This window comes from Nocardioides donggukensis (genome assembly GCF_014842875.1).
In the GTDB taxonomy this organism is placed as follows: domain Bacteria; phylum Actinomycetota; class Actinomycetes; order Propionibacteriales; family Nocardioidaceae; genus Nocardioides; species Nocardioides donggukensis.
This window is the reverse complement of the sequence record NZ_JACYXZ010000003.1, coordinates 414,512-439,415: the sequence shown is the minus strand read 5'-3', so window position 1 is coordinate 439,415 and position 24,904 is coordinate 414,512. Positions and strand designations below refer to the sequence as shown.

The 24,904-nt window shown below is 73.1% G+C and carries 21 protein-coding genes; 16 read left to right on the top strand and 5 right to left on the bottom strand.

Annotation, left to right across the window (positions count from 1 at the left end; genetic code table 11):
• Nucleotides 1-42: 42 nt before the first annotated feature.
• From IE331_RS12325 to IE331_RS12305, 5 genes are all read left to right on the top strand, one after another.
• The gene (locus IE331_RS12325) at nt 43-1,224 is read left to right on the top strand and encodes a Gfo/Idh/MocA family protein (RefSeq protein WP_192143716.1); all 1,182 of its coding nucleotides are present in this window, start codon (nt 43-45) and stop codon (nt 1,222-1,224) included.
• Nucleotides 1,221-2,393 (top strand): xylose isomerase, encoded by a 1,173-nt coding sequence (xylA, locus tag IE331_RS12320; protein ID WP_192143715.1) that lies wholly within the window; start codon nt 1,221-1,223, stop codon nt 2,391-2,393. Before IE331_RS12325 ends, xylA begins: the two co-directional genes overlap by 4 nt.
• A 98-nt stretch (nt 2,394-2,491) precedes the next feature.
• On the top strand, nt 2,492-7,945 hold the full coding sequence (locus tag IE331_RS12315) for a ThuA domain-containing protein (RefSeq protein WP_192143714.1): 5,454 nt from the start codon (nt 2,492-2,494) through the stop codon (nt 7,943-7,945).
• A 238-nt stretch (nt 7,946-8,183) separates the two neighbouring features.
• The gene (locus IE331_RS12310; RefSeq protein ID WP_192143713.1) at nt 8,184-9,191 is read left to right on the top strand and encodes a sugar phosphate isomerase/epimerase family protein; all 1,008 of its coding nucleotides are present in this window, start codon (nt 8,184-8,186) and stop codon (nt 9,189-9,191) included.
• Entirely contained in the window at nt 9,188-10,126 is a 939-nt protein-coding gene (locus IE331_RS12305) for a helix-turn-helix domain-containing protein (protein ID WP_192143712.1), read from the top strand. The genes IE331_RS12310 and IE331_RS12305 overlap by 4 nt, the downstream gene beginning before the upstream one ends.
• Here the strand turns inward: IE331_RS12305 and IE331_RS12300 are convergent.
• The gene (locus IE331_RS12300; RefSeq protein ID WP_192143711.1) at nt 10,083-10,451 is read right to left on the bottom strand and encodes an ArsR/SmtB family transcription factor; all 369 of its coding nucleotides are present in this window, start codon (nt 10,449-10,451) and stop codon (nt 10,083-10,085) included. The two genes, IE331_RS12305 and IE331_RS12300, sit on opposite strands and share 44 nt — an antisense overlap.
• 97 nt (nt 10,452-10,548) lie before the next feature.
• On the opposite strand from IE331_RS12300, the gene IE331_RS17005 reads away from it, so the two are divergent.
• The 8 genes from IE331_RS17005 to IE331_RS12260 are packed head-to-tail and all read left to right on the top strand — an operon-like array spanning nt 10,549 to nt 18,333.
• Nucleotides 10,549-10,893: an NADH-quinone oxidoreductase subunit A gene (locus IE331_RS17005; RefSeq protein ID WP_192143710.1), complete on the top strand. Its 345-nt coding sequence runs from the start codon at nt 10,549-10,551 to the stop codon at nt 10,891-10,893.
• Nucleotides 10,884-11,855 (top strand): hypothetical protein, encoded by a 972-nt coding sequence (locus IE331_RS12290; RefSeq protein WP_201931740.1) that lies wholly within the window; start codon nt 10,884-10,886, stop codon nt 11,853-11,855. Before IE331_RS17005 ends, IE331_RS12290 begins: the two co-directional genes overlap by 10 nt.
• Nucleotides 11,848-12,669 carry an NADH-quinone oxidoreductase subunit H gene (locus IE331_RS12285; protein ID WP_192143709.1) on the top strand — a complete coding sequence of 274 codons (822 nt, stop codon included), beginning with the start codon at nt 11,848-11,850 and terminating at the stop codon, nt 12,667-12,669. The genes IE331_RS12290 and IE331_RS12285 overlap by 8 nt, the downstream gene beginning before the upstream one ends.
• Nucleotides 12,666-13,193 (top strand): NADH-quinone oxidoreductase subunit J, encoded by a 528-nt coding sequence (locus tag IE331_RS12280; protein ID WP_192143708.1) that lies wholly within the window; start codon nt 12,666-12,668, stop codon nt 13,191-13,193. The genes IE331_RS12285 and IE331_RS12280 overlap by 4 nt, the downstream gene beginning before the upstream one ends.
• The gene (locus tag IE331_RS12275) at nt 13,190-13,492 is read left to right on the top strand and encodes an NADH-quinone oxidoreductase subunit NuoK (RefSeq protein ID WP_192143707.1); all 303 of its coding nucleotides are present in this window, start codon (nt 13,190-13,192) and stop codon (nt 13,490-13,492) included. The genes IE331_RS12280 and IE331_RS12275 overlap by 4 nt, the downstream gene beginning before the upstream one ends.
• A complete protein-coding gene (locus IE331_RS12270) occupies nt 13,489-15,423 on the top strand; it encodes a proton-conducting transporter transmembrane domain-containing protein (RefSeq protein ID WP_192143706.1) in 1,935 nt (644 codons plus the stop codon). Before IE331_RS12275 ends, IE331_RS12270 begins: the two co-directional genes overlap by 4 nt.
• A gap of 2 nt (nt 15,424-15,425) precedes the next feature.
• On the top strand, nt 15,426-16,913 hold the full coding sequence (locus tag IE331_RS12265; protein WP_192144006.1) for a complex I subunit 4 family protein: 1,488 nt from the start codon (nt 15,426-15,428) through the stop codon (nt 16,911-16,913).
• A 13-nt stretch (nt 16,914-16,926) separates the two neighbouring features.
• Complete coding sequence (locus IE331_RS12260) at nt 16,927-18,333, top strand: NADH-quinone oxidoreductase subunit N (RefSeq protein ID WP_225580095.1); 1,407 nt, start codon at nt 16,927-16,929, stop codon at nt 18,331-18,333.
• Between the two features lie 103 nt (nt 18,334-18,436).
• Here the strand turns inward: IE331_RS12260 and IE331_RS12255 are convergent, their stop codons facing one another.
• The 3 genes from IE331_RS12255 to IE331_RS12245 all read right to left on the bottom strand — a co-directional run bounded on the left by IE331_RS12255 (nt 18,437) and on the right by IE331_RS12245 (nt 20,334).
• Complete coding sequence (locus IE331_RS12255) at nt 18,437-19,285, bottom strand: F510_1955 family glycosylhydrolase (protein ID WP_192143705.1); 849 nt, start codon at nt 19,283-19,285, stop codon at nt 18,437-18,439.
• Nucleotides 19,282-19,902 (bottom strand): DUF305 domain-containing protein, encoded by a 621-nt coding sequence (locus IE331_RS12250; RefSeq protein ID WP_192143704.1) that lies wholly within the window; start codon nt 19,900-19,902, stop codon nt 19,282-19,284. Before IE331_RS12250 ends, IE331_RS12255 begins: the two co-directional genes overlap by 4 nt.
• Nucleotides 19,903-19,971: 69 nt before the next feature.
• Nucleotides 19,972-20,334, bottom strand: coding sequence for a hypothetical protein (locus tag IE331_RS12245; protein WP_192143703.1), 363 nt, complete (start codon nt 20,332-20,334; stop codon nt 19,972-19,974).
• 119 nt (nt 20,335-20,453) lie between these two features.
• Between IE331_RS12245 and IE331_RS12240 the strand changes: the two genes are divergently transcribed.
• Both IE331_RS12240 and IE331_RS12235 read left to right on the top strand, forming a co-directional pair.
• Entirely contained in the window at nt 20,454-21,077 is a 624-nt protein-coding gene (locus IE331_RS12240; RefSeq protein WP_192143702.1) for a flavin reductase family protein, read from the top strand.
• 87 nt (nt 21,078-21,164) lie between these two features.
• Nucleotides 21,165-23,165 carry a thioredoxin domain-containing protein gene (locus IE331_RS12235; RefSeq protein ID WP_192143701.1) on the top strand — a complete coding sequence of 667 codons (2,001 nt, stop codon included), beginning with the start codon at nt 21,165-21,167 and terminating at the stop codon, nt 23,163-23,165.
• A gap of 6 nt (nt 23,166-23,171) precedes the next feature.
• On the opposite strand, the gene trhA is transcribed toward IE331_RS12235, so the two are convergent.
• Nucleotides 23,172-23,891 carry a PAQR family membrane homeostasis protein TrhA gene (trhA, locus tag IE331_RS12230; RefSeq protein WP_192143700.1) on the bottom strand — a complete coding sequence of 240 codons (720 nt, stop codon included), beginning with the start codon at nt 23,889-23,891 and terminating at the stop codon, nt 23,172-23,174.
• A gap of 37 nt (nt 23,892-23,928) precedes the next feature.
• Here trhA and IE331_RS12225 point away from each other — a divergent pair, with 37 nt between their 5' ends.
• On the top strand, nt 23,929-24,705 hold the full coding sequence (locus tag IE331_RS12225; protein WP_192143699.1) for an isoprenyl transferase: 777 nt from the start codon (nt 23,929-23,931) through the stop codon (nt 24,703-24,705).
• Nucleotides 24,706-24,904 lie beyond the last annotated feature (199 nt).

The following is a 24,904-nucleotide window of genomic DNA, read 5'->3' as shown; positions in this document are numbered from 1 at the left end:
ACACCTGGCGGCGGGCACCCGTCACCACCCAGGAGAGCCCAGATGAACCACGGCACGACGGCGCCGGCCCTCTCGGTCGGCATGGTGGGCCACGCCTTCATGGGCGCTGCCCACTCCCACGCCTGGCGGACCGCGCCCCGATTCTTCGACCTGCCCCTGCGGCCGGTGATGTCCGTGGTCTGCGGCCGCGACGGCGCCCGGGCGGCCGATGCCGCGGCCCGGCTCGGCTGGGCCGACAGCGAGACCGACTGGCGGCGCCTCCTTGAGCGGGACGACGTCGACCTCGTCGACATCTGCACTCCGGGGGACTCGCACGCGGAGATCGCCGTCGCCGCGCTGGAGGCGGGCAAGCACGTGCTGTGCGAGAAGCCCCTGGCCAATACTGTCGAGGAAGCGGAGCGCATGTCGGCCGCCGCCGACAAGGCCCGCGCCGTAGGGGTCCGGGCGATGGTCGGCTTCGCCTACCGCCGGGTCCCCGCCGTCACCCTGGCCCGACGGCTCGTCGAGGCCGGCCGCATCGGCGAGGTGCGGCACGTCCGCGCCCAGTACCTCCAGGACTGGATCGCCGACCCCGAGGCGCCGCTGTCGTGGAGGCTCGAGAAGGACAAGGCCGGCTCGGGCGCGCTCGGGGACATCGGCGCCCACATCATCGACCTCACCCAGTTCATCACCGGCGAGCGGATCTCGTCGGTCTCCGGCCACCTGCGGACCTTCGTCGACGAGCGTCCCCTCGCCCTCGAGCACTCGGGCCTCTCCGGCACCGCCTCGACGGAGCGGGGTGCGGTCACCGTCGACGACGCGGCCGTCTTCCTGGCCACCTTCACGACCGGCGCCGTCGGCGTCTTCGAGGCCACCCGGTTCGCCACCGGACGGAAGAACGGCATCCGCATCGAGATCAACGGCGCGCGGGGCAGCCTCGCGTTCGACTTCGAGGACATGAACGTCCTCGAGTTCTACGACGCCGAGGAGCCGGCCGAGACGGCCGGGTTCCGACGGATCCTCGTCACCGAGGCCGATCACCCGTACGCCGCCGCCTGGTGGCCGCCCGGCCACGGACTCGGCTACGAGCACGCGTTCACCCACCAGGTCGTCGACCTGGTCACCTCCCTCGCCCAGGGCGAGGACCCCCACCCGAGCTTCGCCGACGGTCTCCAGGTCCAGCGCGTGCTGGCCGCCGTCGAGTCGAGCTCCGACAGCCGGACATGGCAGGAGATCAGCGCATGAGCACCTCCACGGATCCCTACACCCCTCGCCCCGAGGACAGGTTCTCGTTCGGGCTGTGGACGGTCGGCTGGCAGGGCGTCGACGTCTTCGGCCCGGCCAGCCGGGCGCCGCTCGACCCGATCGAGGCGACGTACCGCCTGGCCGACCTCGGCGCCGCGGCGGTGACCTTCCACGACGACGACCTGGTGCCCGACGAGGCCGAGCGGGAGGCGACCCTCGAGCGCTTCGGCAAGGCCGTCGCCGACACCGGCCTGGCCGTCGAGATGGTCACCACCAACCTGTTCGGCGACCCGGTGTTCAAGGAGGGCGCGCTCACCGCCAACGACCGCGGCGTCCGGCGCCACGCCCTGGCCAAGGTCCTGCGCAACATCGACCTCGCCGCCGAGCTCGGGGCCGAGACGTTCGTGCTGTGGGGCGGCCGTGAGGGCGCCGAGCACGGCGCCGGCAAGAACGTGAAGGCCGCTCTCGACCGGTACGCCGAGGGGTTGAACCTGCTCTGCGCCTACGTGAAGGAGCAGGGCTACCGGATGCGGTTCGCCATCGAGCCCAAGCCCAACGAGCCCCGTGGGGACATCCTGCTGCCGACGATCGGGCACGCGATCGCCTTCATCAACGAGCTCGAGCACGCCGACATGGTGGGCGTGAACCCGGAGGTGGGCCACGAGGAGATGGCCGGCCTGAACTTCGCGCAGGGCATCACCCAGGCGATGTGGCACGGCAAGCTCTTCCACGTCGACCTCAACGGCCAGCACGGCCCGCGGTTCGACCAGGACCTGCGCTTCGGTGCGGGCAACCTGCGCGGCGCCTTCTGGACCGTCGACGCCCTGCTGGGCGCCGGCACCGGCGCGGCCTACGAGGGCTTCGTGCACTTCGACTTCAAGCCGCCGCGGGCCGAGGCCGAGGACGGCGTCTGGGAGTCGGCCCGGGCCTGCATGCGCAACTACCTGATCCTCAGGAAGCGGGCGTTGGCGTTCCGGGCCGACCCGGAGGTCGCCACCGCCCTCGCGGCCGCCGCCGTACCGGAGCTCGACGTGCCGACGATGGCCCAGGGTGAGTCGCTCGCCGACCTCCGCTCCGAGACCCACGACCTCGACCGGCTGCGCCTGCGCAGCGTGGGGATGGAGGCCCTCGACCAGCTCGCCATGGAACACCTGCTCGGGGTCCGCTGACCCCCCACCGACTGCACGCGCACACCAGGGCCGACCGCCCGGGGACCCGCCCCGGACCGCACGGAGCACATCGTCAACACCCCCACGAAGGAGATGTGATGAGACAGGTCATCACGCGCCACCTGCGACGGATCCGTCAGCCGTTCGCGCTCGCTGTCGCCCTGCTGGTCGCGCTGAGCGCCCAGGCACTCGGAGTGAGCTCCGCGGCGGCCCACCCGGACCACGCCGAGGCGACGCCGTTCAACGCGTTGCTCTTCAGCAAGACCGCTGCCTTCCGGCACGGCTCGATCGAGAGCGGCATCGCCGCCATCGAGTCCCTCGCCACGGAGAACGGGTTCACCGTCGACGCCACGGAGGACGCGGCCGACTTCACCGACGAGAACCTGGCCGGCTACGACGTGGTGATCTTCCTCTCGACGACGGGCGACGTGCTCAACGCCCAGCAGCAGGGGGCCTTCGAGCGCTACATCGAGGGTGGCGGCGGCTACGCCGGCATCCACGCCGCGTCGGACACCGAGTACGACTGGCCCTGGTACGGCGACCTCGTCGGTGCTTACTTCAAGGGGCACCCGGCCCAGCAGGACGCCACGGTGAAGGTCGAGGACCCGGCCCACCCGTCCACGGCCGGGATGTCTCCCACCTGGGACCGCTTCGACGAGTGGTACAACTACCTCTCCAACCCGCGCGGTGACGTCCACGTGCTCGCCTCGCTGGACGAGTCGACGTACAACGGCGGCGACATGGGCGTCGAGCACCCGATCAGCTGGTGCCAGGACTACCGCGGAGGACGCTCCTGGTACACCGGCATGGGCCACACCGACGCCAGCTTCGCCGACCCGCAGTTCCGGCACCACCTCCTGGGCGGCATCCGTACGGCGGCCGGCGTGGAGGCCGCGGACTGCTCCGCGACCCTGCCGGAGAGCTTCGAGAAGATTGCCCTGGACGACAACACGGCGAACCCGATGGAGCTGGACATCGCTCCCGACGGCCGGGTCGTCTACGTCGACCGCAACGGCGAGGTCAAGATCGTGCTGCCCAACGGCAACGTCGTGAAGGCCGGAGAGCTCGACGTCTACACCGGCCAGGAGTTCGGCATGCTCGGTGTCGCGCTCGACCCCGACTTCGAGACCAACAACTGGGTCTACCTCTACTACTCCCCGGCCGGATCCGAGGCCATCGACCGGGTCTCGCGCATCGAGCTGACCGGCAACACGCTGGACATGACGACCAAGAAGGACGTCCTGGAGATCTCCGTCCAGCGGAACCAGTGCTGCCACGCCGGCGGTGCGATGGAGTTCGACAATGACGGCAACCTCTACATCGCCACCGGGGACAACACCAACCCGTTCGCCTCCGACGGCTACGCCCCGATCGACGAGCGCGACGGTCGCTCCGCGTGGGACGCCCAGCGCACCTCCGCCAACACCGACAACCTCAACGGCAAGGTCCTGCGAATCACGCCGACGGCCGACGGCGGGTACGACATCCCCGAGGGCAACCTCTTCGCGGAGGGGGTCGCCAAGACCCGCCCCGAGATCTACGCCATGGGCTTCCGGAACCCGTTCCGGATCGGCCTGAACGAGCAGACCGGCAAGCTCCTCGTCGCCGACTACGGCCCGGACGCCGGCTCGGCGAACGCCAACCGCGGTCCCGACGGCCGGGTCGAGTGGAACATCCTGAGCGAGCCGGGCTTCTACGGCTGGCCCTACTGCGTCAGCGACAATGTGGCCTACAACGACCGCGACTTCGCGGCCGGCACGTCCGGCGGCAAGTTCGACTGCTCGGCACCGGTCAACGACTCACCCAACAACACGGGCCTCACCGAGCTGCCCGCCGCGATCCCCTCCACCGTGTGGCAGGGCAAGTCGTCGACCGGCGTACCGGAGATCGGCGGCAGCGGTGCCCCGATGACCTCCGGCACCTACGCCTACGACGCCGAGCTCGACTCCGAGCGCAAGTGGCCCGCCTACTTCGACGGCAAGGCGATCTGGGCGGACTGGAACAACAGCCGGCTCTTCACCGTGCAGCTCAACGAGGCCGGCACCGACTACACCGACGTCAACCGGTTCCTGCCCGACCTGCCGATGACCCGCCCGCACGCCCTGCAGTTCGGGCCGGACGGCGCGCTCTACATGATCGAGTGGGGCAGTGGGTTCGGCGGGAACAACGCCGACTCCGGGATCTACCGGATCGACTACGTCCAGGGCAACCGGGCGCCGATCGCTCGGGCGACCGCCGACCGGACTTCCGGACCGGCCCCGCTCGAGGTGGCCTTCGACAGCGCCGGGTCGCGGGATCCGGACGGGACGCCGGTGACCTTCGCCTGGGACTTCGACGGCGACGGCAGCACCGACAGCACCGAGGCCACCCCGACGCACACCTACACCGAGGTCGGCAACTACACCGCGCGGCTCACGGTCACCGACGAGGACGGCCGCACAGCGGTGTCCAACATCGACATCGTGGTCGGCAACACCGCGCCCGAGGTCGAGCTGGTCCTCCCGGTCGACGGCGGCTTCTTCGAGTTCGGCGACACCATGAAGTACGAGGTGGTCGTCACCGACCCGGAGGACGGCGAGATCGACTGTGACCGGGTCGTCGTCCAGCCCGCGCTGGGCCACGACGAGCACGCCCACGGGTACGAGCAGTACACCGGCTGCAGCGGCACCCTGCCGCTGCCGGGCGACGAGGGCCACGTGGGTGCCAACATCTTCGGCACGATCACGGCCACGTACACCGACGGAGGCGGCGCCGGTGGCGTCGCACCCCTGGACGGGCAGGACACGGTCGTGCTCCACACCAAGCGCACCGAGGCCGAGTTCTTCGACTCGACCGGTCGCCTCGAGGGCTCCACCTCGCCGGGTGCAGCCGGCGTGATCCGGGAGACCGCGGGCGACTCGGCCGGTGGTGGTCAGAACGTCGGCTACATCGAGCCGGGCGACTGGTTCGGCTGGGACGTCATGAACCTGACCGACATCGACCGGATCTCGCTGCGTGCGGCCTCGCCGCAGGCGGCGGGGGCGACCTGGGAGGTGCGCACCGGGTCTCCGGACGGACCCACCGTCGCGACGATCGAGGTGCCCCGCACCGGTGGCTGGCAGACCTACGACGACTTCTCCGCGGAGCCGACCGGGGACAGCACGACCGTCAGCGGTCCGCTGTACTTCGTGGAGACCGCAGGCGGGTCGAACATCAACTGGGTCGACTTCATCGGCACCGGCGTCACCGACAACCGGCGACCCGAGGTCACCGCCTCGGCCGACCCGGTGACGGGCACCGCCCCGCTCGAGGTCGACTTCAGCGCCAGCGCCACGGACCCTGACGGCGACGAGCCGATCAGCTTCGAGTGGGTCTTCGGGGACGGGGGGACCGCGGACACGGCGGACCCCACGCACACGTTCACCGAGCCCGGCACCTACCAGGCGACCGTGACCGCGACGGACGCACGGGGCGCGAAGGCCTCCACGAAGGTCGAGATCAAGGTCCTCGGGGAGCTGGACACCTGCTTCACGGGTCGTTCCGACGACTTCCTCGGTGACGCGCTCGACACCGACCGGTGGGACTCGGTGGTCCGCGGCAACGACGACCTGACGGTGTCGGACGGCCAGCTCAGCATCCCGCTGACCGCCACCGACATCTACGGCCCCAACGGCACGCCGACGCCGAACATCGTCCTGCAGCACCTGCCCGGTGGAGCGTTCGAGGTGACCAGCAAGGTCACCCTGCCCGCACGCCGGCAGTACCAGCAGGCCGGCCTGATCGTCTACGGCGACGACAACAACTACATGAAGATGGTGATCCAGGGCCGGACCGGGAGTCCGAGTGCGGCCGGTCGGGTCTTCCAGTTCGCCAGCGAGCTCGGCGGCCGGGCCACCGAGACCAACACGGCGGCCCTCGGGGACGCGTTCCCGGACACGTTCTGGGTGCGCCTGACCAGTCCGGACGGGCTGGACGTGTCGGCCTCGTACAGCGTCGACGGCCTGGACTTCACGCCGATGGAGGGATCCCGGTCGCTGGCCGGCATCAACGAGCCGCGGGTGGGCCTGTTCGGCCTGGCCAACCGGGACGAGGCGCTGCCGATCACGGCACACTTCGACAACTTCCGGATCAGCCCGGACGACAGTGCCGAGCCGTGCGACGGGCCGGACGACACGACCGCCCCGAAGGTCGACACCACCGTCCTCGGGGAGTATGCCGGTGACGTGGAGAGCCTGGTCGACACCCCGATCGCCGGGACCGCGACCCTGACCTCGAGCCTCGAGGACGAGGGCCGGTCGACGACCGCGACGCTCGCGCTGACCGGTCTGGAGCCGGGTGCCGGCTACGAGTCGCACCTGCACGAGGGCACCTGCGAGACCCTGGGGCTGCACTACCGTGACGACCCCGAGGGTGACGGCACCCCGCCCAACGAGCTGTGGCCGACCGGCCCCGGCTGGGAGGCCGGACAGCCGCGGATCGTGGCGGACGCCTCGGGCGAGGCGGTCGCGGAGGCGACGGTGCCGTGGGCGCCGCGCACTGACGGCCGGGCCCTGGTCCTGCACCGCGACGGCGGCATCGTCGCCTGCGCCACGCTGGACCTGACCGGTCCGGGCACGGTGGTCCTCGACGCCTCCGACGACACCGGCGTGGAGAGCCTGGAGTACCGCCTCGACGACGGCGACTGGACCGACTACACCGAGCCGGTGTCGGTGGACCGGGCCGGCGACCACGTGCTGCGGTGGCGTGCGAGCGACGCCGCGGGCAACGAGTCCTCGGGCTCGGTCGACGTCACGGTCCCGGACACGACGGATCCGACCCTCGAGGTCACCGTCGACCCCGAGAGCCCCGACGGGCAGAACGGGTGGTGGACATCGACGGTGACCCTGTCGGCCACCGCCTCGGACGAGGGGCCGGGACCGGTCACGCTGGAGTTTCGGGTCGACGACGGCGACTGGACGACGTACGAGAGCCCGGTGCGGATCGACCGGGACGGCTCGCACGAGGTCGTGTTCCGGGCGCTCGACGAGGCCGGGAACGTCGCCCGGAGCCGGCACGAGGTCCGGCGCGACGCGACGGACCCGACGGTCTCGGTCTCCGGGATCCGGGACGGTGCGGTGCTGTCGGTCGAGGAGACCCGGAGTGTGGTGGTCACGGCCGCCGACGGGACCTCCGGCGTGGACTCGGTGCAGCTGACCCTCGACGGGGAGGCTGTCACCTCGCCCGTCCTGGTCGACGCCGTGGCGCTGCTCAGCGGCGACCACACGCTCCGCGTGCAGGCCACGGACGTCGCCGGCAACCGGACGACCAGGACCGTGGAGTTCACGGTCCGGGCCTCCTTCGACGGCGGGTACGCGCTCATCGACCGCCTGGTGGAGGAGGACCTGGTCACCGCCAAGCAGGCCAAGTCCCTGCGGTCTGACCTCCTGGCGGCCCGGAAGGCCTCCAACAAGGGCAAGTCCGCGAAGGCCGTCAAGGTGCTGGACGCGTTCATCGAGACGGCGGGCGAGGTCGGGGACGACCTGGCGCAGGCCGCCCTGGTGGACTTGGCCGAGCAGCTGAAGGCCGACGTGTAGCCCGCGAGGCTGCACAGGAGGAAGGAATGACGTCCACGGTGAGGAACCGGTCTCGCACGGCCCAGGCCGTCAACGCCCGTCCGGCCCGCAGGTCGGCTGCGGTGCCGACGGTGGCCGGTTCCTCACCGGGGCGGGGGTGGGGGGTCCCTGACCTCAACCCCGCGACCGGTGTCGGGGGTCGGGTGCTCCGCCCCCGGCACCGGCTCGCGAACCATCACCCGATGAAAGGAACCCCGAGATGACACGTCCGATCACGTTGTTCACCGGCCAGTGGGCCGATCTGCCGTTCGAGGAGGTGTGCCGGCTCGCGTCGGGGTGGGGGTACGACGGGGTGGAGATCGCCTGCTGGGGTGACCATCTCGACCCGTGGCAGGCCGCCGAGGACGACGCGTACGTGAAGGCGAAGCTCGACGTGCTCGAGCGGCACGGCCTGCAGCTGTTCGCGATCTCCAACCACCTCAAGGGTCAGGCCGTCTGCGATGACCCGATCGACGCCCGGCACCAGGGGATCCTGTCGGCACGGGTGTGGGGTGACGGGGACCCCGAGGGGGTGCGGCAGCGCGCGGCCGAGGAGATGAAGCTGACCGCCCGGTCCGCGCAGCGGCTCGGGGTCGACGTCGTGGTGGGGTTCACCGGGTCCTCGATCTGGAAGTACGTGGCGATGTTCCCGCCGGCGACCGAGGAGATGGTCGAGGCCGGGTACCGGGACTTCGCGGACCGGTGGAACCCGATCCTGGACGTGTTCGACGAGTGCGGGGTGCGGTTCGCGCACGAGGTGCACCCCTCCGAGATCGCCTACGACTACTGGACCACGGTGCGCACCCTGGAGGCGATCGGTCACCGCGAGGCGTTCGGGTTGAACTGGGACCCCAGTCACTTCGTGTGGCAGGACCTGGACCCGGTGGGGTTCCTGTGGGACTTCCGGGACCGGATCTACCACGTGGACTGCAAGGACGCGAAGCGGTTGACCGGCAACGGCCGCAACGGCCGGTTGGGCTCGCACCTGCCGTGGGCCGACCCGCGGCGCGGGTGGGACTTCGTCTCCACCGGTCACGGCGACGTGCCGTGGGAGCAGTGCTTCCGGATGCTGAACACGATCGACTACCAGGGCCCGATCTCGATCGAGTGGGAGGACGCCGGCATGGACCGGCTCCTCGGCGCCCCCGAGGCCCTGGAGTTCGTCCGCCGCCTGGCCTTCGACGCACCCGAGGCGGCCTTCGACGCGGCGTTCAGCTCCTCGGAATGACCTCGCAGCTCCGGGGGTGGCGCCAGGGCCTCGGACTCACGGCACCCGAGCTCGCGCGGCGGGTGGGCGTCAGCCCGAACACCGTGGGTCGCTGGGAGCGCGGCGAGTGCCTGCCCCAGGCGGACCGGCTGCCGGCCCTGGCCGGGGCTCTGCGTCGCCAGCCCCGGGAGCTGCTACGGGTCCTGGGTGAGCCCGAGGCGGAGGCACGGGGTCACCGAGGGCACGGGCTGCGCCGGCTGCGCCTGGAGCGGGGCCGGTCCGGCGCCGAGATCGCCGCCGCGGTCGGGGTCCCGACGCACACCGTCTACAACTGGGAGCGCGGTGGGGCCCGGATCCCAGAAGCCCACCTCGAGGACCTCGCCGCGGCCCTCGGCCTCTCGTCCGCGGAGCTGGCCTCGGCCCTGGCCGAGGCCCGGGTCGTCGTCGAGGGGCTGCGGGCACGCCCCGTGGGCCGGCTCGCCCGACTGCGCATCGGCGTGGGGCTGAGCCAGTCCGCGGCCGCGGACCGCCTCGGATTCGGCCGCAGCAGCCTGCGCGCCTACGAGCGTGGGCGGCCGGCGCCGCTGGCCCACCTGCGCCGGATGGCGGTGCTCTACCGGGTCACGGTCGCGGAGGTGGCGCACGCCTGCGGTGCCCGGTGCCCCCGCGAGCTGGACCCGACCAGCTGGCGCGCCGGCGACCTGTCCCGCGCGCTGCGGGTGCTGCGCGAGTGGAGCGGGCTGACCCAGGCCGAGGTGGCGATGCGGGTCGGCGCGAGCAAGGACTCCGTCCGCGCCTGGGAGAACGCGCGCACCCAGCCCGGCCCCTTCCTCCGGGTCCGCCTGGAGGAGCTGTACCGGCTCCGGAGCGGTTCCCTGATCCCCGCCTACGCCCGTCCGGCGTCGACGGGGCTCAGCCCCGAGGGGCGGTTGAGCTCAGCTCCGCGAGCCGGATGAGGCAGTGCTGCCGCAAGGGCTCGGGGAACCCGTCGGCGAGTCGGTAGAACCCCATCCGACCCTCCTTGCGCCGCGTGACCAGGCCCGCCGTGCGCAGCATCCGGAGTCCGTAGCCGACCGCGTCCTCCGAGGCGTCCAGTGCCTGGGCGAGGTCTCCGACGCAGAGCTCCTCGGCGGCGTCGAGAGCGAAGAGCAGGCGCATCCGGGTCGGGTCCGCGATCAGCGTCAGCACGCTGGTCACCTGCTCGGCCTCGAACGCGTCCGGGATCCGGGTGCGGGCCCGCGCGACGGCCGCGGCGTCGACCGGGTGCGGGTGGTCGCTCATTTCGCCCTCCCGTCGTCATCCGCACGGGTGTACGGATGTTGCTAGTGTAGGTCACCCGCAGGATCCGTTCCCCGTCCATCGCGTCGAAGGAGCACTCGTGGGCCCTCTCTTCGTCGCCGTGCTGCTGCTCAGCGTGCTCGGCGTGCTCGCGATCCGGGCACTGGCACGCGCGCTGGCGGTGGCGCCGGACCCGGTGACGGTGCTGCCGTGGCAGTCCGGACACCTGCCCCGCGAGCACGCCCTGTCGCGCTACCACCCCCGGTGGTACGTCGCGAGCGTGGTCTTCCTCGCCTTCGACGTCGAGATGCTCTTCATGTACCCGTGGGCGCTGGTCGTGGCCGACCTCGGCGCCGGTGCCGTGATCGAGATGTTCGCGTTCCTGGGGGTGCTCCTGCTGGCTGTGCTGTGGGCGCACCGGGAGGGGGCGTTCCGGTGGGCCTGAGGGGGCTCCTCTCGCGGCTGGCGACGAGGCGGGTGCACGTGCTGGTCGCCGAGGCGCCGGCGGCGCACGAGGTGCGCCGGGCCCTCGAGCAGGAGGTGTGTCGGCGTGGCTGGGTGCTCGCCGGGGCCGCCGCCGACGCGGACCTGCTGGCCGTGGTCGGCAGCCCCGGCCGGCGGCTCGGCGAGGTCGTCGAGCGGGTCTGGGACCAGCTGCCCGATCCGCGGGTCAGGCTGCAGGTGGGGCACGTCGACCAGGTCGCCGGTGCGCTCGACGCCGCCCGGGCGGAGCTCGCCGACACCTCACGCCAGCGGGACGCGGCCCGGGACCGGCCGAGCGGACCGCAGCCCGGCGAGACGGACCACGGCGAGATGGACCACGGCGAGATGGACCACGGCGACATGGCACCGTCCGGGATCCCCCTCGCCGAGGGTGCGCAGGACCGGGACGGGCTGGAGATGGACGTGCTGCACCTGCCGCTCGGGCCGGTCCTGCGGCACTGGCCGGCCGGGCTCGTCCTGCACCTGACCCTGCACGGCGACCTGGTGGGGCAGGCGCGCGTCGAGCGGCTGGACGAGGGCCCCCGCCCGCCCTCGGAGACCGGGCCGGACCGGATGCTCGACGCGGCGGCCTCAGTGCTCGATCTGGCCGGCCGCCGACAGCTGGCCGACCGGGCCAGGGAGCTCCGGGACCCGGCCCGGATCGCGGCGTTCCGTCGCCGCGTGCTGGCCGACCGGGTGCTGCTGTGGGGTCTCGGCGGGGCCGGGTCCGAGGTGGTGCTGCGGCTGGACGCGCTGCTCGGCGCCGCCGCCGGCGAGCTGGACCAGACGGACCCTCGGAGTGGCGCCGTGACCGACGCCCGGCTCGCGGGCCTGGTCCGGGGCCGCGACCTCGGTGAGGTCCGCCTCCTCGTCGCGACCCTCGTGCCCTGGCTCGAGGGCGACCGGGAGGCCGCCGATGCCTGACCGGATCCGGAGCGCCCTTCTGGTGCCGGTCGCCGAGACCGCCCGCCTGCTCCGGCAGCGGCCCCGACGAACGGTGGAGGCCGACCTGCTGCTGTGGCGGATCGCCTCGTCGGGTCTGCTGCCCTTGGCGGTGCTGATGCTCGTGCTCGTGCCCTGGGGGGACCGCGCCCTCGTCAGCGACCCCGTGGGCGTCGTCTGGTTCAACGCGCTGGACGTGTTCGCCTGGGCGCTGGTCTGGCTGCTCGGCTGGGGTGCGAACGCCGTCTACGGACTGGTCGGCGGCTACCGCTTCCTGGCCCTGGCGCTGGGCTACGAGCTGCCCCTCATGTTCGCCCTGATCGCCCCGGCGGTGGCCGCCGAGAGTCTCGACCTCGGCGTCATCGCCGCGGCGCAGTCCGGGCTCTGGTACGTCGTGTGGATGCCGGTGGCGTTCCTGGCCTACTGCCTCGGCGTGCTCGGCATGTCGGTGCGGGCGCCGCTGGACGCGGCCGCCGGGGCTGACCTCGCCGGCGGGGTCCTGGCCGAGCTCTCCGGCGTCGACCGGCTGCTCGTGCAGGCCGGGCGGTACGCACTCCTCGTGGCCGGCGCGGCCGTCGCCGTACCGCTCTTCCTCGGAGGCGGCGCGGGGCCGCTCCTCCCCGGCTGGCTGTGGGTGGTGCTCAAGGCCGGGGCCCTGGCGTGGGCCCTGGCCGCCGTCGGCAGCCGGCTGCCCACCCTGCGCCCGGACCGGGTGCTCCAGCCGGCCTGGGTGGTGCTGCTGCCGCTCGTGCTCCTGCAGGACCTGGTGGTCGCCGCGGTGGTGGTGTGGGGATGAGCCCGGACCTCTGGGCCGACCTCGCCTTCTGGGCCTGCGGCGTGGTCGCCGTGCTCGCCGGCGCAGCGGTGTTCTACGTGGACTCGATGGCACGGGCGACCTACGCCCTCGCGCTCTCCTTCGTCGCCGTGGGCGTGGTCCTGCTGCTGCTCGGCCAGGCCTACCTGGGTGCGGTGGTGGTGCTGATGATGGTCATGGAGATGGCCGTGATGGCGGTCTACATGGTCATGTTCATGGGGATGAACCCGGCGCTGATGCCGATGAGCATGGTGCACTCGCACCGCGCGGCGATCGGCGCCGGCGTCGGCGCGTTCCTCCTCCTCGGCGCCGGCGCGCTGCTGGTGCCGTGGCCCGAGCGCCGGGGTGCCCCGGACCCCGACGTCACCGCGGCGCTCGGCGAGGCGACGATGGGCAGCCACATGCTGGTCATGGTCGCGATCAGCCCGGTGATGGTGGCCACGATCGTCGCCGGGGTCGTGCTCTCGCTGCACCGGGGCCGCTACGACCGGGGTGATCGACCGTGATCCTCGAGACCGTGCTCCTGGTGGCCGCCGCGCTGTTCGCCGTGGGCCTGTACGGCGCCCTGTCCCAGCAGGTCGTCGTGATGGTCATGATGGGCCTGGAGCTCATGATCAACGGAGTGATCCTGGCGCTCGGGGGTCTGTGGTGGTTCCTCGCGCCGGACCCGTCCGGCCAGGTGCTCCTGCTCGTGGTCGTCGCGGCGATGACCGTCGAGATGGCGATGGGCTTCGCCGTCGCCACGCTGCTGCACCGCCAGGCCGGCCACGACATGACGGACATGGCGACGGAGCTGCGCCGATGAGCGCGGGCGGGGCGCTGGACCTGCTGCTCGTGGCGGTGGTCGTGGTCCCGGCCCTCGTCGGGGCCGCTCTGGCGCTGGTCGGCACGACCGCCGACCGGGTCGCGGTGCCGGTCGTCCTCGGCACCGCCGCGGTGGTCGCCGCGGCTTCGGTGGCGGCGGTCGTCGGTGCGGCCGAGGTGGCGACCGGCTTCGTCGCCGGAGCCGACCTGGGCCTGGACACCGCGGGGCCCGCGGCCGTGATGACGCCGGTGGTCACGGTCGTGGCGCTGCTGGTCCTCGTGGCGGCCAGCACCAGCGCGGAGACCGCCACCGCCCGCTTCTCCGGGCTGATGCTGCTGTTCGTCGCGGCCGCGCTGGTCACGGTGCTCGCCACCTCCCTGCCGACGCTGCTGCTGGGCTGGGAGGTCATGGGCGCGACGTCGTACGCGCTCATCGGGCTGCGCTGGCGGGAGGACTCGCACGTCGGGTCGGGGCTCACGGCCTTCCTGACCACGCGGACGGCGGACCTCGGGCTGTACGTCGCCGCCGGCGCCGCGCTGGCGGGCGGCAGCGGGCTCGACCTCGCCACACTGGCCGAGACGAGTCCGGGCTGGCGCCACGTCGTCGCGGCAGGCGTCCTGGTCGCGGCCCTCGGGAAGGCGGCGCAGCTGCCGTTCTCGTTCTGGCTGTCCCGGGCCATGGACGGCCCGAGCCCGGTCAGTGCCCTGCTGCACTCGGCGGCCATGGTCGCCCTGGGCGGGTACCTGCTCCTGCGGCTGGCCCCGCTGCTCGCGGCCACCGGCTGGGCCGACGACGCCGCGGCGTGGGCCGGTGCCGCCACCGCGGTCGTGCTCGGGGCCGTGGCGGTGGCCCAGCGCGACCTCAAGCAGCTGCTGGCCGCCTCGACGGCCGCCCAGCTCGGCTTCGTGGTGCTGGCGGCGGGCGTCGGCGCGACGGCCGGGGGAGCGGCGCACCTCGTGGCGCACGCCTCGGTGAAGGCCATACTGTTCCTGGTGGCAGGTGCCTGGCTGGAGGCGGTCGGCAGCAAGCGGCTGGCGTCCCTGGGTGGTGCAGCCCGGCGGTGGCCCGTCGTCGGCGCCTGTGCCGCGGCCGGACTGCTGTCGCTGGCCGGGATCCCTCCGCTGGCCCTGTGGGTCAGCAAGGACGCGGTGCTCGCGGTCGCCCTCGAGCACAGCCCGGCGCTGTACGCCGTCGCGTTGCTGGCCGCCGGGCTGTCCGCCGCCTACGCCGGGCGTGCGCTGGTGATCGTGCTGGGCAGCCCCCATGAAGGAGCTGACGCAGCCACCGTCGTGGGCCCTGAGGACGGCGCCGAGGAGGGGGCTGTCGGGGGCACCGGCCGGGTGCCCGGCCTGCTGCCGGTGGCGCTGCTGCCGCTGGCCGCCGGGGCGGTCGGCCTCGGCGTGCTCGGGCTGCCGTCGGTGCTCTCCCGACTGCCCGGCGGCGCGGAGGCGCCGGCTCCCACCTCCGCCGAGATCGTCGTCTCGGGTCTGCTCGCGACGGCGGTGCTGACCGGTGTGCTCGTGCTGTCGCGGCGCGCCCGGGGAGCGGCGCGCCCGTGGCCCAGTGCCGGTGCCGGTGCCGGTGCCGGCGCCGGGGCCGGGGCCCTCCTCGGCTGGCTGCACGTGGAGGCCGCCGTGCACCGGCTGCTGGTCCGACCCACGCTCCGGCTCGCGGATCGCCTGGCCCGGGTCGACGACGACCTCCTCGACGGTGCTGTCACATGGGTCGCCGATGCCTCGCTCCGGCTGGCCGACCGCTCAGCGCGCGCCGACGTGACCGTCGTCGACGGGGCCGTCCGCGCCTCGGTCGCCGGCATCCGTCGGCTCGGCCAGTGGGCCCGGCTCCCGCAGACCGGGCAGCTGCACCAGTACTACCTCCAGGCGGTGGCCGTGCTGGCCGCCGCCCTCGTCGTCCTCGTGATCGTGAGGTGAGCATGCTCTCCGTCCTCGTGTTCCTGCCGGTGGTCGTCGCCGCGGCGCTCCTGGCGCCGTCCGTGCCCGACCGGGTGGCCCGGATCGTCTTCGTGGCGACGGCGGCCGTGGAGGTCGCGCTCGCCGGCGCGGTGTGGGCGGCGTACGACGACCCGGGGCCGGGCGCGCTGGCGTTGGAGGAGCAGGTGCCGTGGATCCCCGGGGTGGGCTCGAGCTACCACGTGGGGGTGGACGGGCTGTCCCTGCCGCTGGTGCTGATGACCACCGTCGTCTTCCTCGCCTGCGCGGTGTTCGCGGCGCGGGAGCAGGAGCGGCCCCGGCTCCAGGCGGCGCTGTTCCTCTTCCTCGAGGCGGTCTCGCTGGGGCTGTTCGTCTCGGCCGACCTGATCCTCTTCTTCGTCTTCTTCGACCTCTCGATCGTCGCGATGTACTTCTCGATCAGCGGCTGGGGTCACGGCAACGCGGCCCGGTCCGCGCTGAGGTTCTTCCTGTACACGTTCCTGGGCTCCCTGGCCCTGCTCCTGGGCTTCGTGGGGCTCTACGTGGCCTCGTCGCCGCACACCTTCGACATGCTGGAGCTGGCCGCGGAGCCGCCCCTGCAGGGCACCGGCGCGACCGGCGCGCTGGTGCTCGGCGCGATCCTGCTCGGGCTGGCGGTCAAGACCCCGACCTTCCCGTTCCACACCTGGCTGCCGCCGGCCCACAGCGACGCCCCGGCCATCGGGTCGGCCGTGCTCGCGGCCGTCCTGCTGAAGATGGGGACCTACGGCTTCGTCCGCTTCGGCATGACCATGCTTCCCGACGCCTGGCGGGCGTGGGCGCCCGTCCTGGTCGCGGTCGGCATCGTCTCGGTCGTCTGGGGTGCGCTGGTCGCGCTCGCCCAGACCGACCTGAAGCGGATGATCGCCTACACCTCGGTCAACCACATGGGGTACGTCGTGCTCGCGGTCGGCGCCGCCGGGCTCGTCTCGAGCGGAGCCGACGACGCCCGGGCGGTGGCGGTCACCGGCGCGGTCACCCAGATGGTCAGCCACGGGCTGCTCACCGCCGCGCTGTTCCTGCTGGCGGGGGTGATGTTCGACCGTCGGGCCGACTACGGGCTCGGGGAGTACGGCGGTCTCGCCGGACCCGCGCCGCGCTACACCGCGCTGTTCGCGGTCGCGGCGTTCGGGTCGCTGGGGCTGCCCGGCCTGTCCGGCTTCGTGGCGGAGTTCCAGGTGTTCGCCGGCAGCATCGCCACCGCACCGGTGGCGGCGGTCGCGACGGTCGGCATCCTGCTCACCGCCGCGCTGTTCCTCCGGGCCTTCCAGCGGGTCTTCACGGGCCCGACGGCCGGTCTGGCGCACGGGTTCCCCGACGTCACCGCCCGCGAGTGGGCGCCGGTGGCCGGACTGCTGCTGCTCTCGGTGCTGATCGGCGTGCTGCCCCGTCCGCTGCTCGACCTGATCGAGCCGGCCGCCGTCGCGGCGGCGGCGCTCGTGAGCAGGTGAGCCCGTGACCGGGATGGAGGGCAGCATGGGCGCCGACCTGCTCGCGATGCTGCCCGAGCTGCTCCTGCTGCTCGGTGCGCTGTGCGCCCTGGTCGCTGGCTCCTACTCGCCCCAGCACGCGCAGTGGCGGGTCCGGTGGGCGGCGGCGGTCGCCGTGCTCGGGTCGCTGGTCGCCGCGGTCGTCGGGCTGGCCGGTGAGCCCGGCACCGCCTTCGAGGGCACGGTCGCCCTCGACACCGCCACCGGCGTCGCCCGGGTCACCGTGGCGCTCGCTCTCCTGCTGCTGCTCGCGCTGGCCGGTGACGAGGTGGCCGGTCACCCCCGCGAGAGCGAGATCGTCACCCTGCTGCTGCTCGCCGGGCTCGGCACCCTGCTGCTGGCGTCGGCCACCGACCTGGCGCTGCTGGTGGTGGCCTTCCTGCTCTCGAGCATCCCGCTCTACGGGCTGGTCGGCATCGTCCGACGACCGGGATCGGCGGAGGCGACGCTCAAGACCTACCTGCTCGGTGCGCTGTTCGGGATCACGCTGATGCTCGGGGTGGCCGTCCTGTTCGGCCTCGCCGGCGGGACGGCGTACGACGACCTGAGTGGGCTCGCCGACGCGTCGCCCGCGGCGGTCACCGCCGGGGGCCTGTTCGTCCTCGGGGGGCTGCTGTTCAAGGCGGGTGCCGTGCCGGCGCACTTCTGGGTGCCCGACGCCACCCAGGGAGCCTCGGTGACCGCCGCCGGCTTCCTGACCACGGTCCCCAAGCTCGGGGCCCTGGTCGCCGTCGCCCGGCTGCTGACCCACCTGCCGGACCCGGCGGGCTGGACGGTGCTCCTGGGCGTGCTGGCCGTCGCCAGCATGACCGTGGGCAACCTGGCCGCGCTGGCCCAGGACGACGTCCGCCGGCTCCTCGGCTGGTCCACGGTCAGTCAGGTGGGCTACCTGCTCGCGGCGGCGGCCGTGGTGCCGAGCAGTGACCTGGCCCTGCCCGCCCTGCTCGTCTACCTGCCCGCCTACACGGTCACGAACCTGGCCGCGTTCGCGGCGCTGGGCGCCGAGCCCGACCGGCACTCGGTGACCGACTGGGCCGGGGTGGGCCGCACCCGACCGGGCGTCGTCGGTGGCCTCGCGGTCTCCCTGCTGGGGCTGGTGGGGACGCCGCCCACGGCCGTCTTCGTGGCCAAGCTGCTCACGATCGCCGCCACCTGGGACGCCGGGGCCTGGTGGCTGGCCGTCGCGCTGGTGGGCAACACCCTGATCAGCCTGGCCTACTACCTGCGCTGGCTCGCCCCGGCGGTGCGCCGCGAGCAGCCCTCCGCCACCGAGACAGACGGCACCAGGCACACCGCCGCCCGGGTGGCGGTCGCGGCCGCGGCCGGCGCCCTGGTGCTCGGCCTGGCGGCCGGCCCGCTGTGGCTGGTCGTCACCGGCTGACCGTCACCGTCGCCCTGAGCAGGATGGCCCGGGCGGCGCGTCGCCCGCGGTGCTGAGCGTCGCGCTCGGCGCCGCGGCACCGCGGACGAGGTGCCTCGCCCGGTCAGGAGAACCGCACGGCCGTCTCCCACTTCTCGCCCCGGTCGGAGCTGACGTAGATGCCGGTGTCGGTGGCGGCGTACCACGCATCGTCCGTGGCCGTCAGCGCCTGGAGCCCACCCGGGACCTCGCCCGCCGGCTCCCACCTCCCGCCGTTCGCCTGGACGTGGACGGCGCCGTCCGGCCCGAGGCCCACCAGCTCGCCGCTCTCGGTGGCGTCGACCAGCACGAGTGGCGGCGACTCGAGCGGCTCCGGCGCGGTTGAGCCGTCGGACGACACCCGGACCAGACGCCCCTCGCCGGTCGTGGCCAGCGCCTCGTCGGGCCGGCCCGGCTGCACCGCGACGTCCAGGATCGCGCCCTCGGTGACCGAGGCCCAGTCCTTCCCGTCGGCGCTGGTGAGCAGCCGTCCGCTGACCGAGTCGTAGCCCCAGATCGCCCCGTCGACCGCGTCCAGGGAGTGGAAGTCCGCCTCGCCGACCAGCGACACCTCGCTCCAGCTCTCGCCGGCGTCGGTGCTCCGGTTCAGGCCCAGCAGCCCGGGGCCGTCCTGGTCGGGTGCGGGGTGCCCGCTGGCCAGAAAGGTCCCGGCACCGACGACCGTGAACCCCATCGTGTCGGAGGTCCAGCCGGACACCGGGCTCAGCTCGCCGTCCGCCAGCCGGAAGAGGCCGCCGTGGGCGCCGACGTAGAGCGCGCCGTCGGCGGGGTCGACCCCGATCCCGTGCACGTGCCCCACGTAGACGTCGCCTGCGGCGACGCCCTCCTGATCCGCCGCGCAGCCGGTGGCGACGACCGCCAGGGCCACGGTGGTGACCCCCGCGGCGCGCAGCGTCGAGCGGGCCCGCATCATCGGAGCATCTCCTCCATCTGGTCGATCTCCGCCTGCTGGCCGGTGACGATCTGACCGGCCAGCTCGACGGCCGGATCGAAGGTGCCGCTGGTCTGCTCGGACTCGGCCATCTGGATGGCGCCGGTGTGGTGCTCGACCATCATCTCGAGGAGCAGGCCCTGGAAGTCGGCGTCGGAGGAGGCCTCCAGGTCCGCCATGGCTTCCCCGGACATCATCCCGGGCATGTCGCCCATCTCCATCTCGCCGCCCTCGGAGTTGGCGTGGTCGCGCATGGTCTCGGGGATCGGCTGCTGCCAGTCGGTCAGCCAGCCGGTCATCTGCTCGATCTCCGGGGCCTGGGCGTCCCGGATCTGCTCCATCAGCGCGGCCACCTCGGGATCGAGGTCCCGGCCGAGGGTCAGGTCGACCATGGTCAGGGCCTGGGCATGGTGCTGGATCATGTCGGTCGCGAACGACACGTCCGCGGCGTTGAAGACGTCACCGTTGGGGGCGGTCTCCTCGACCGCCTCGGGCTGGACGTCGGCCTCGTCGGCCCCGCACCCGGCGGCACCGAGGACGAGGGGGATGGTGAGGGCGAGCGCAGCGAGGCGCCGCGCCCGTGGGCGGTTCTTGGGCATGGTGGTTCTCCTGGGTCGTGAGGTGCGGAACGGCGGTCGGTGCCGGGATCCGGCCCGGCCCGACCGGCATCAGCAGCGCTGCACGGACAGGCGGAGATGGAGCCGCGGCACGACCCAGGGACGGTCGAGCGGGAGTCCGACCGGTAGCGCCGGCCGGACGCGTGCGCCGAGCAGCGAGAGGGGTCGCGCACCCCGCGGCCGCACCCCTCCGGCCAGCAGGAGCAGGACGGCCAGGCACATCGCCACCCACGCGGTGCCGTCCGGCGACGCGGGCACGGCGGTCGAGGTAGTCCCCGCCGGCGCCGGCTCGTGGTCGGCGGCGACATGGGCCACCGGGTGGGCCACGGGGTGGGCCGGCCCGCTCTCCGTCCCGTGCGTGCCGAGCCCGTGCATGACCACCAGCGCGAGCGCGACCACGGCCAGCGCAGCCATCTGCACCGTCCTGGGTGCGCCCAGGGTCGCCGTCGCCCGCACAACCTCACGATAGCGACGGGGTCCACCCGCCCTGACCCACCGGTCGGCTCGACGCCGACGCGAGGGAGGATCGCCCCATGACCGACTCAGCGCCCCGCCGCGTCTTCGACGTGGCCGACCCCGACGTCGCGCCGTACCCGTTGCTGAACTCGCTGGTGGTGCCGCGGCCGATCGCCTGGATCTCCACGGTCTCCGAGGCCGGTGTCGGCAACCTCGCCCCGCACTCCTTCTTCACGGTGGCCTGCACCAGGCCCCCGATCGTCCAGTTCACCTCCGTGGGCAGCAAGGACACCCTGCGCAACGTGCTCGGCACGGGGGAGTGCGTCGTGAACGTCGCCGCCCGCCCGCTGCTGGAGCAGGTCAACGGCAGCAGCGCCCCGTTCGACGACGCCGTCGACGAGGCCGACTGGCTCGGGGTGGAGATGGAGCCCAGCGCCCGGGTGGCCGTGCCCCGCGTCGCCGCGTCACCGGCCGCGATCGAGTGCACGCTGCACTCGACGATCGAGCTCGGCGACTCCACCGTCGTCCTGCTCGACGTCGTCGCCATCACCGTGCAGGAGTCGGCACTGGAGGGCGACCACCCGGCGATCGGCCGCCTCGAGCCGCTGTCCCGGCTGGGGCTCAACGAGTGGGGACTGCCGCCCGAGGTGATCGCCGTCGACCGACCCCGGCGACCCTCCGACGTGCCACGCCGCCCCTGAGTGCGGAGAGGAATCGATGAGGCACCATCGGAGGGACGAGCAGACCGGGACCGAGCCGGCTCCGGCTCATGAGAGGGAGGTCGCCCCGTGCCGAACCGGTTGAGTGAAGCCACGTCGCCGTACCTGCTGCAGCACCAGCAAAATCCCGTCGACTGGCGGGAGTGGGGCGAGGAGGCGTTCACGGAGGCGCGTGAGCGCAACCTGCCGGTCCTGCTCTCGGTCGGGTACGCCGCCTGCCACTGGTGCCACGTCATGGCGCACGAGTCGTTCGAGGACGAGGCAACCGCGGCGTACATGAACGCGCACTTCGTCAACGTCAAGGTCGACCGCGAGGAGCGGCCGGACGTCGACGCGGTCTACATGAGCGCCACGACCGCGATGACCGGGCAGGGCGGCTGGCCCATGACCTGCGTGCTCGACCACGAGGGGGCGCCGTTCTTCGCCGGCACCTACTTCCCGGACCGCCCCCGGCACGGGATGCCGAGCTTCCGGCAGCTGCTCGAGGCGCTGGCCGACGCCTGGCAGAACCGGGCCGACGACGTCCAGCGCGCCGCCGGGCAGATCCGCGACCACCTCCAGCAGTCCGCGAGGCTCGAGTCGGGTCTGATCGGCGAGGAGACCCTCACGCAGGCGGTGCGCACGCTGGCCGGGGACTTCGACGCCGAGCGCGGTGGCTTCGGTGGCGCGCCGAAGTTCCCACCGTCGATGGTGCTGGAGTTCCTGAGGCGGGTCTCGACAGGCTCGACCGCCGGCACCGGCTCGACTGCCGGGACCGGCTCGACCACCGAGAGCGCCCGGCTCATGCTCGACGCCGGCTGCATCGCGATGGCCCGCGGCGGCATCTACGACCAGATCGGTGGCGGGTTCGCGCGCTACAGCGTCGACGCCGGCTGGGTGGTGCCGCACTTCGAGAAGATGCTCTACGACAACGCCCAGCTGCTGGGCCTCTACGCCCGCTGGGGTGGGGACCGGGTCGCCACGGAGACGGCCGACTTCATGCTGCGCGAGCTGCGCACCCCCGAGGGCGGGTTCGCCTCCGCGCTGGACGCCGACAGCGAGGGCGTCGAGGGCAGGTTCTACGCCTGGACCCCCGACCAGCTGCGCGAGGCCCTGGGTGCGGAGGACGGTGCGTGGGCCGCCGAGGTGTTCACGGTCACCGAGGCCGGCACCTTCGAGCACGGCGCCTCCACGCTGCAGCTGCGGACCGACCCCGACGACCTGGCCCGGTTGGAGGACGTCAAGCGTCGACTGCTCGCCGCCCGGGCGGGGCGGGTCCGTCCGGAGCGCGACGACAAGGTCGTGGCCGCCTGGAACGGCCTGGCCATCTCGGGGCTCTGCGACGCCGGCACCCTCCTGGGCCGCCCCGACTACGTCGCCGCGGCCGCCGAGGCCGGACGGCTGCTCGTGGACCTGCACCTTGTGGACGGTCGGTTGCTGCGGGTCTCCCGCGACGGGGTCGCCGGCCGCCATGCCGGGGTGCTCGAGGACCACGGCTGCGTCGCCTCCGGCTTCCTCGCCCTGGTCCAGGCCACCGGTGACGCGGCCTGGCTGGAGCACGCGCGGGTGGTGCTCGACGACGCGCTGGCTCGGTTCCGAGCCCTGGACGGCGGCTTCCACGACACCGCCGAGGACGCCGAGGCCCTGCTCGCCCGGCCTCGGGAGCTCTCCGACAACGCGAGCCCGTCCGGGTCGTCGTCGATGGTGCACGCGCTGGCGACGTACGCCGCGCTCACCGGCTCCGGCGAGCACCGCTCGGCGGCCGAGGAGGCGCTGGCGGTGCTCTCCCGGCTGGCCGAGCGGGCCCCGCGTTTCGCCGGGTGGGCGCTGGCCGCTGCGCAGACCATGCTGGACGGCCCGGACGAGATCGCGGTGGTCGGCCGGCCGGGCCCGGAGCGGGACGCGCTCGAGCGGGTCGCCCGGCGGCGCACCGGTGCCGTGGTCGTGGTCGGCGAGCCCGGCGACGACGCGATCCCGCTGCTCGCCGGGCGGGGCGAGGTCGACGGCCAGCCGGCGGCGTACGTCTGCCGGAGCCTGGTGTGCGCGCTCCCCGTCACCGACCCGGAGGACCTGGCGCGGCCTCCGCGGTGAGGGCGGCTACCGCAGCGAGTACGTCGCCAGCGACACGCCGACGTAATGGGTGGCGAAGGCCAGGATCGTGAAGCTGTGGAAGACCTCGTGGAAGCCGAACCAGGTCGGGGAGGGGTCGGGTCGCTTGAAGCCGTAGACCACCCCGCCCAGGGTGTAGAGCAGCCCGCCGGAGGCGACCAGCACCAGCACGGCGACGCCGACGCCGGGGCTGAAGTTCGCCGCCCCCCGCGCGAAGTCGGGGATGAAGAAGACAGCGGCCCAGCCCAGCGCGATGTAGATCGGGGTGTAGAGCCAGCGCGGCGCCCCCGCCCAGAACACCCGGAACAGCACGCCGAGGATCGCCCCTGACCAGACCAGGGTGAGCAGCAGCGTGCGATCGGTCCCCTCCAGGAACAGCAGCGCGAACGGCGTGTAGGAGCCGGCGATCAGCACGAAGATGTTGGAGTGGTCGAAGCGCCTGAGGAACGCCCAGGTGCGCGGCGACCAGGTGCCGCGGTGGTAGATCGCCGAGACCGTGAACAGCACCACCGCGCTGCCGACGAAGATCGCCGAGCCGATGCGGGTCGTGGTCGTCGGTGAGAGCACGATCAGGACGATGCCGGCCACCAGCGCGAGGGGCGCGGTGGCGAGGTGCAGCCACCCGCGGAGCTTGGGCTTGACCTCCGCCAGCTTGTCCGCGGCGCGGTCGACGGCGTGGTCGAGCCGGGCGCGGATGACGTCGTTCATGGCCCCACCCTACGGGGCGAGTCGGTAACATCGTGGGGTGGCGGACTGGAAGCAGGGGATCCGGAGGGTGCTCTACCCGGCGTACGAGGCGCGGATGGTCAAGCGTCTGCCGCAGGACCGGCTGCCCAAGCACATCGGTGTGATGCTCGACGGCAACCGGCGCTGGGCCAAGGCCGTCGGGGCCGACACCGCGCACGGGCACCGGGCCGGCGCGGCCAACATCGAGCCCCTGCTGGAGTGGTGCGAGGAGACCGGGGTCGAGGTCGTGACCCTCTGGCTGCTCTCCACCGACAACCTCAACCGGCCGCGCGCCGAGCTCGACGCCCTGCTGGTGATCATCGAGGAGGCCGTCGCCTCCCTCGCCGACCAGCGCCGGTGGCGGCTGCACCCGGTCGGGGCGCTCGACCTCCTGCCGGCGGCCACCGCCGCCCGGCTCAAGGAGATCGAGGAGGCCACCCGCGACGTCGACGGCCTGCTGGTGAACATCGCCGTCGGGTACGGCGGCCGGCGCGAGATCGCGGACGCGGTCCGGTCGCTGCTGGTCGAGCACTCCGAGCGTGGCACCTCGCTCGAGGAGCTGGCCCAGACCATCGACGTCGAGCACATCGCCGAGCACCTCTACACCAAGGGTCAGCCGGACCCGGACCTGGTGATCCGCACCTCCGGGGAGCAGCGGCTGGGCGGCTTCCTGCTGTGGCAGTCGGCGCGCAGCGAGTTCTACTTCTGCGAGGCGTTCTGGCCGGACTTCCGCCGGGTCGACTTCCTCCGGGCGGTGCGCGCCTACGCCGAGCGGGAGCGTCGCTTCGGCGCCTGACCGGCCGGACCAGACCGCCCCCCTGGTCTGGGCGTGTCGCCCGGATTCCTTGTCCGACGGGCGTAATTTCGGAGTCAACGGCGGGTGGGGAAGCCCGCCGAATCGGGAGGCCCGTTCGTGAGCATTCACGACTGTTCAGCACCGCCACAGCCGTGGCGTGCGTGCGGAGGCCGGCACTCCGGCCTTCGGGTCCCGTCCC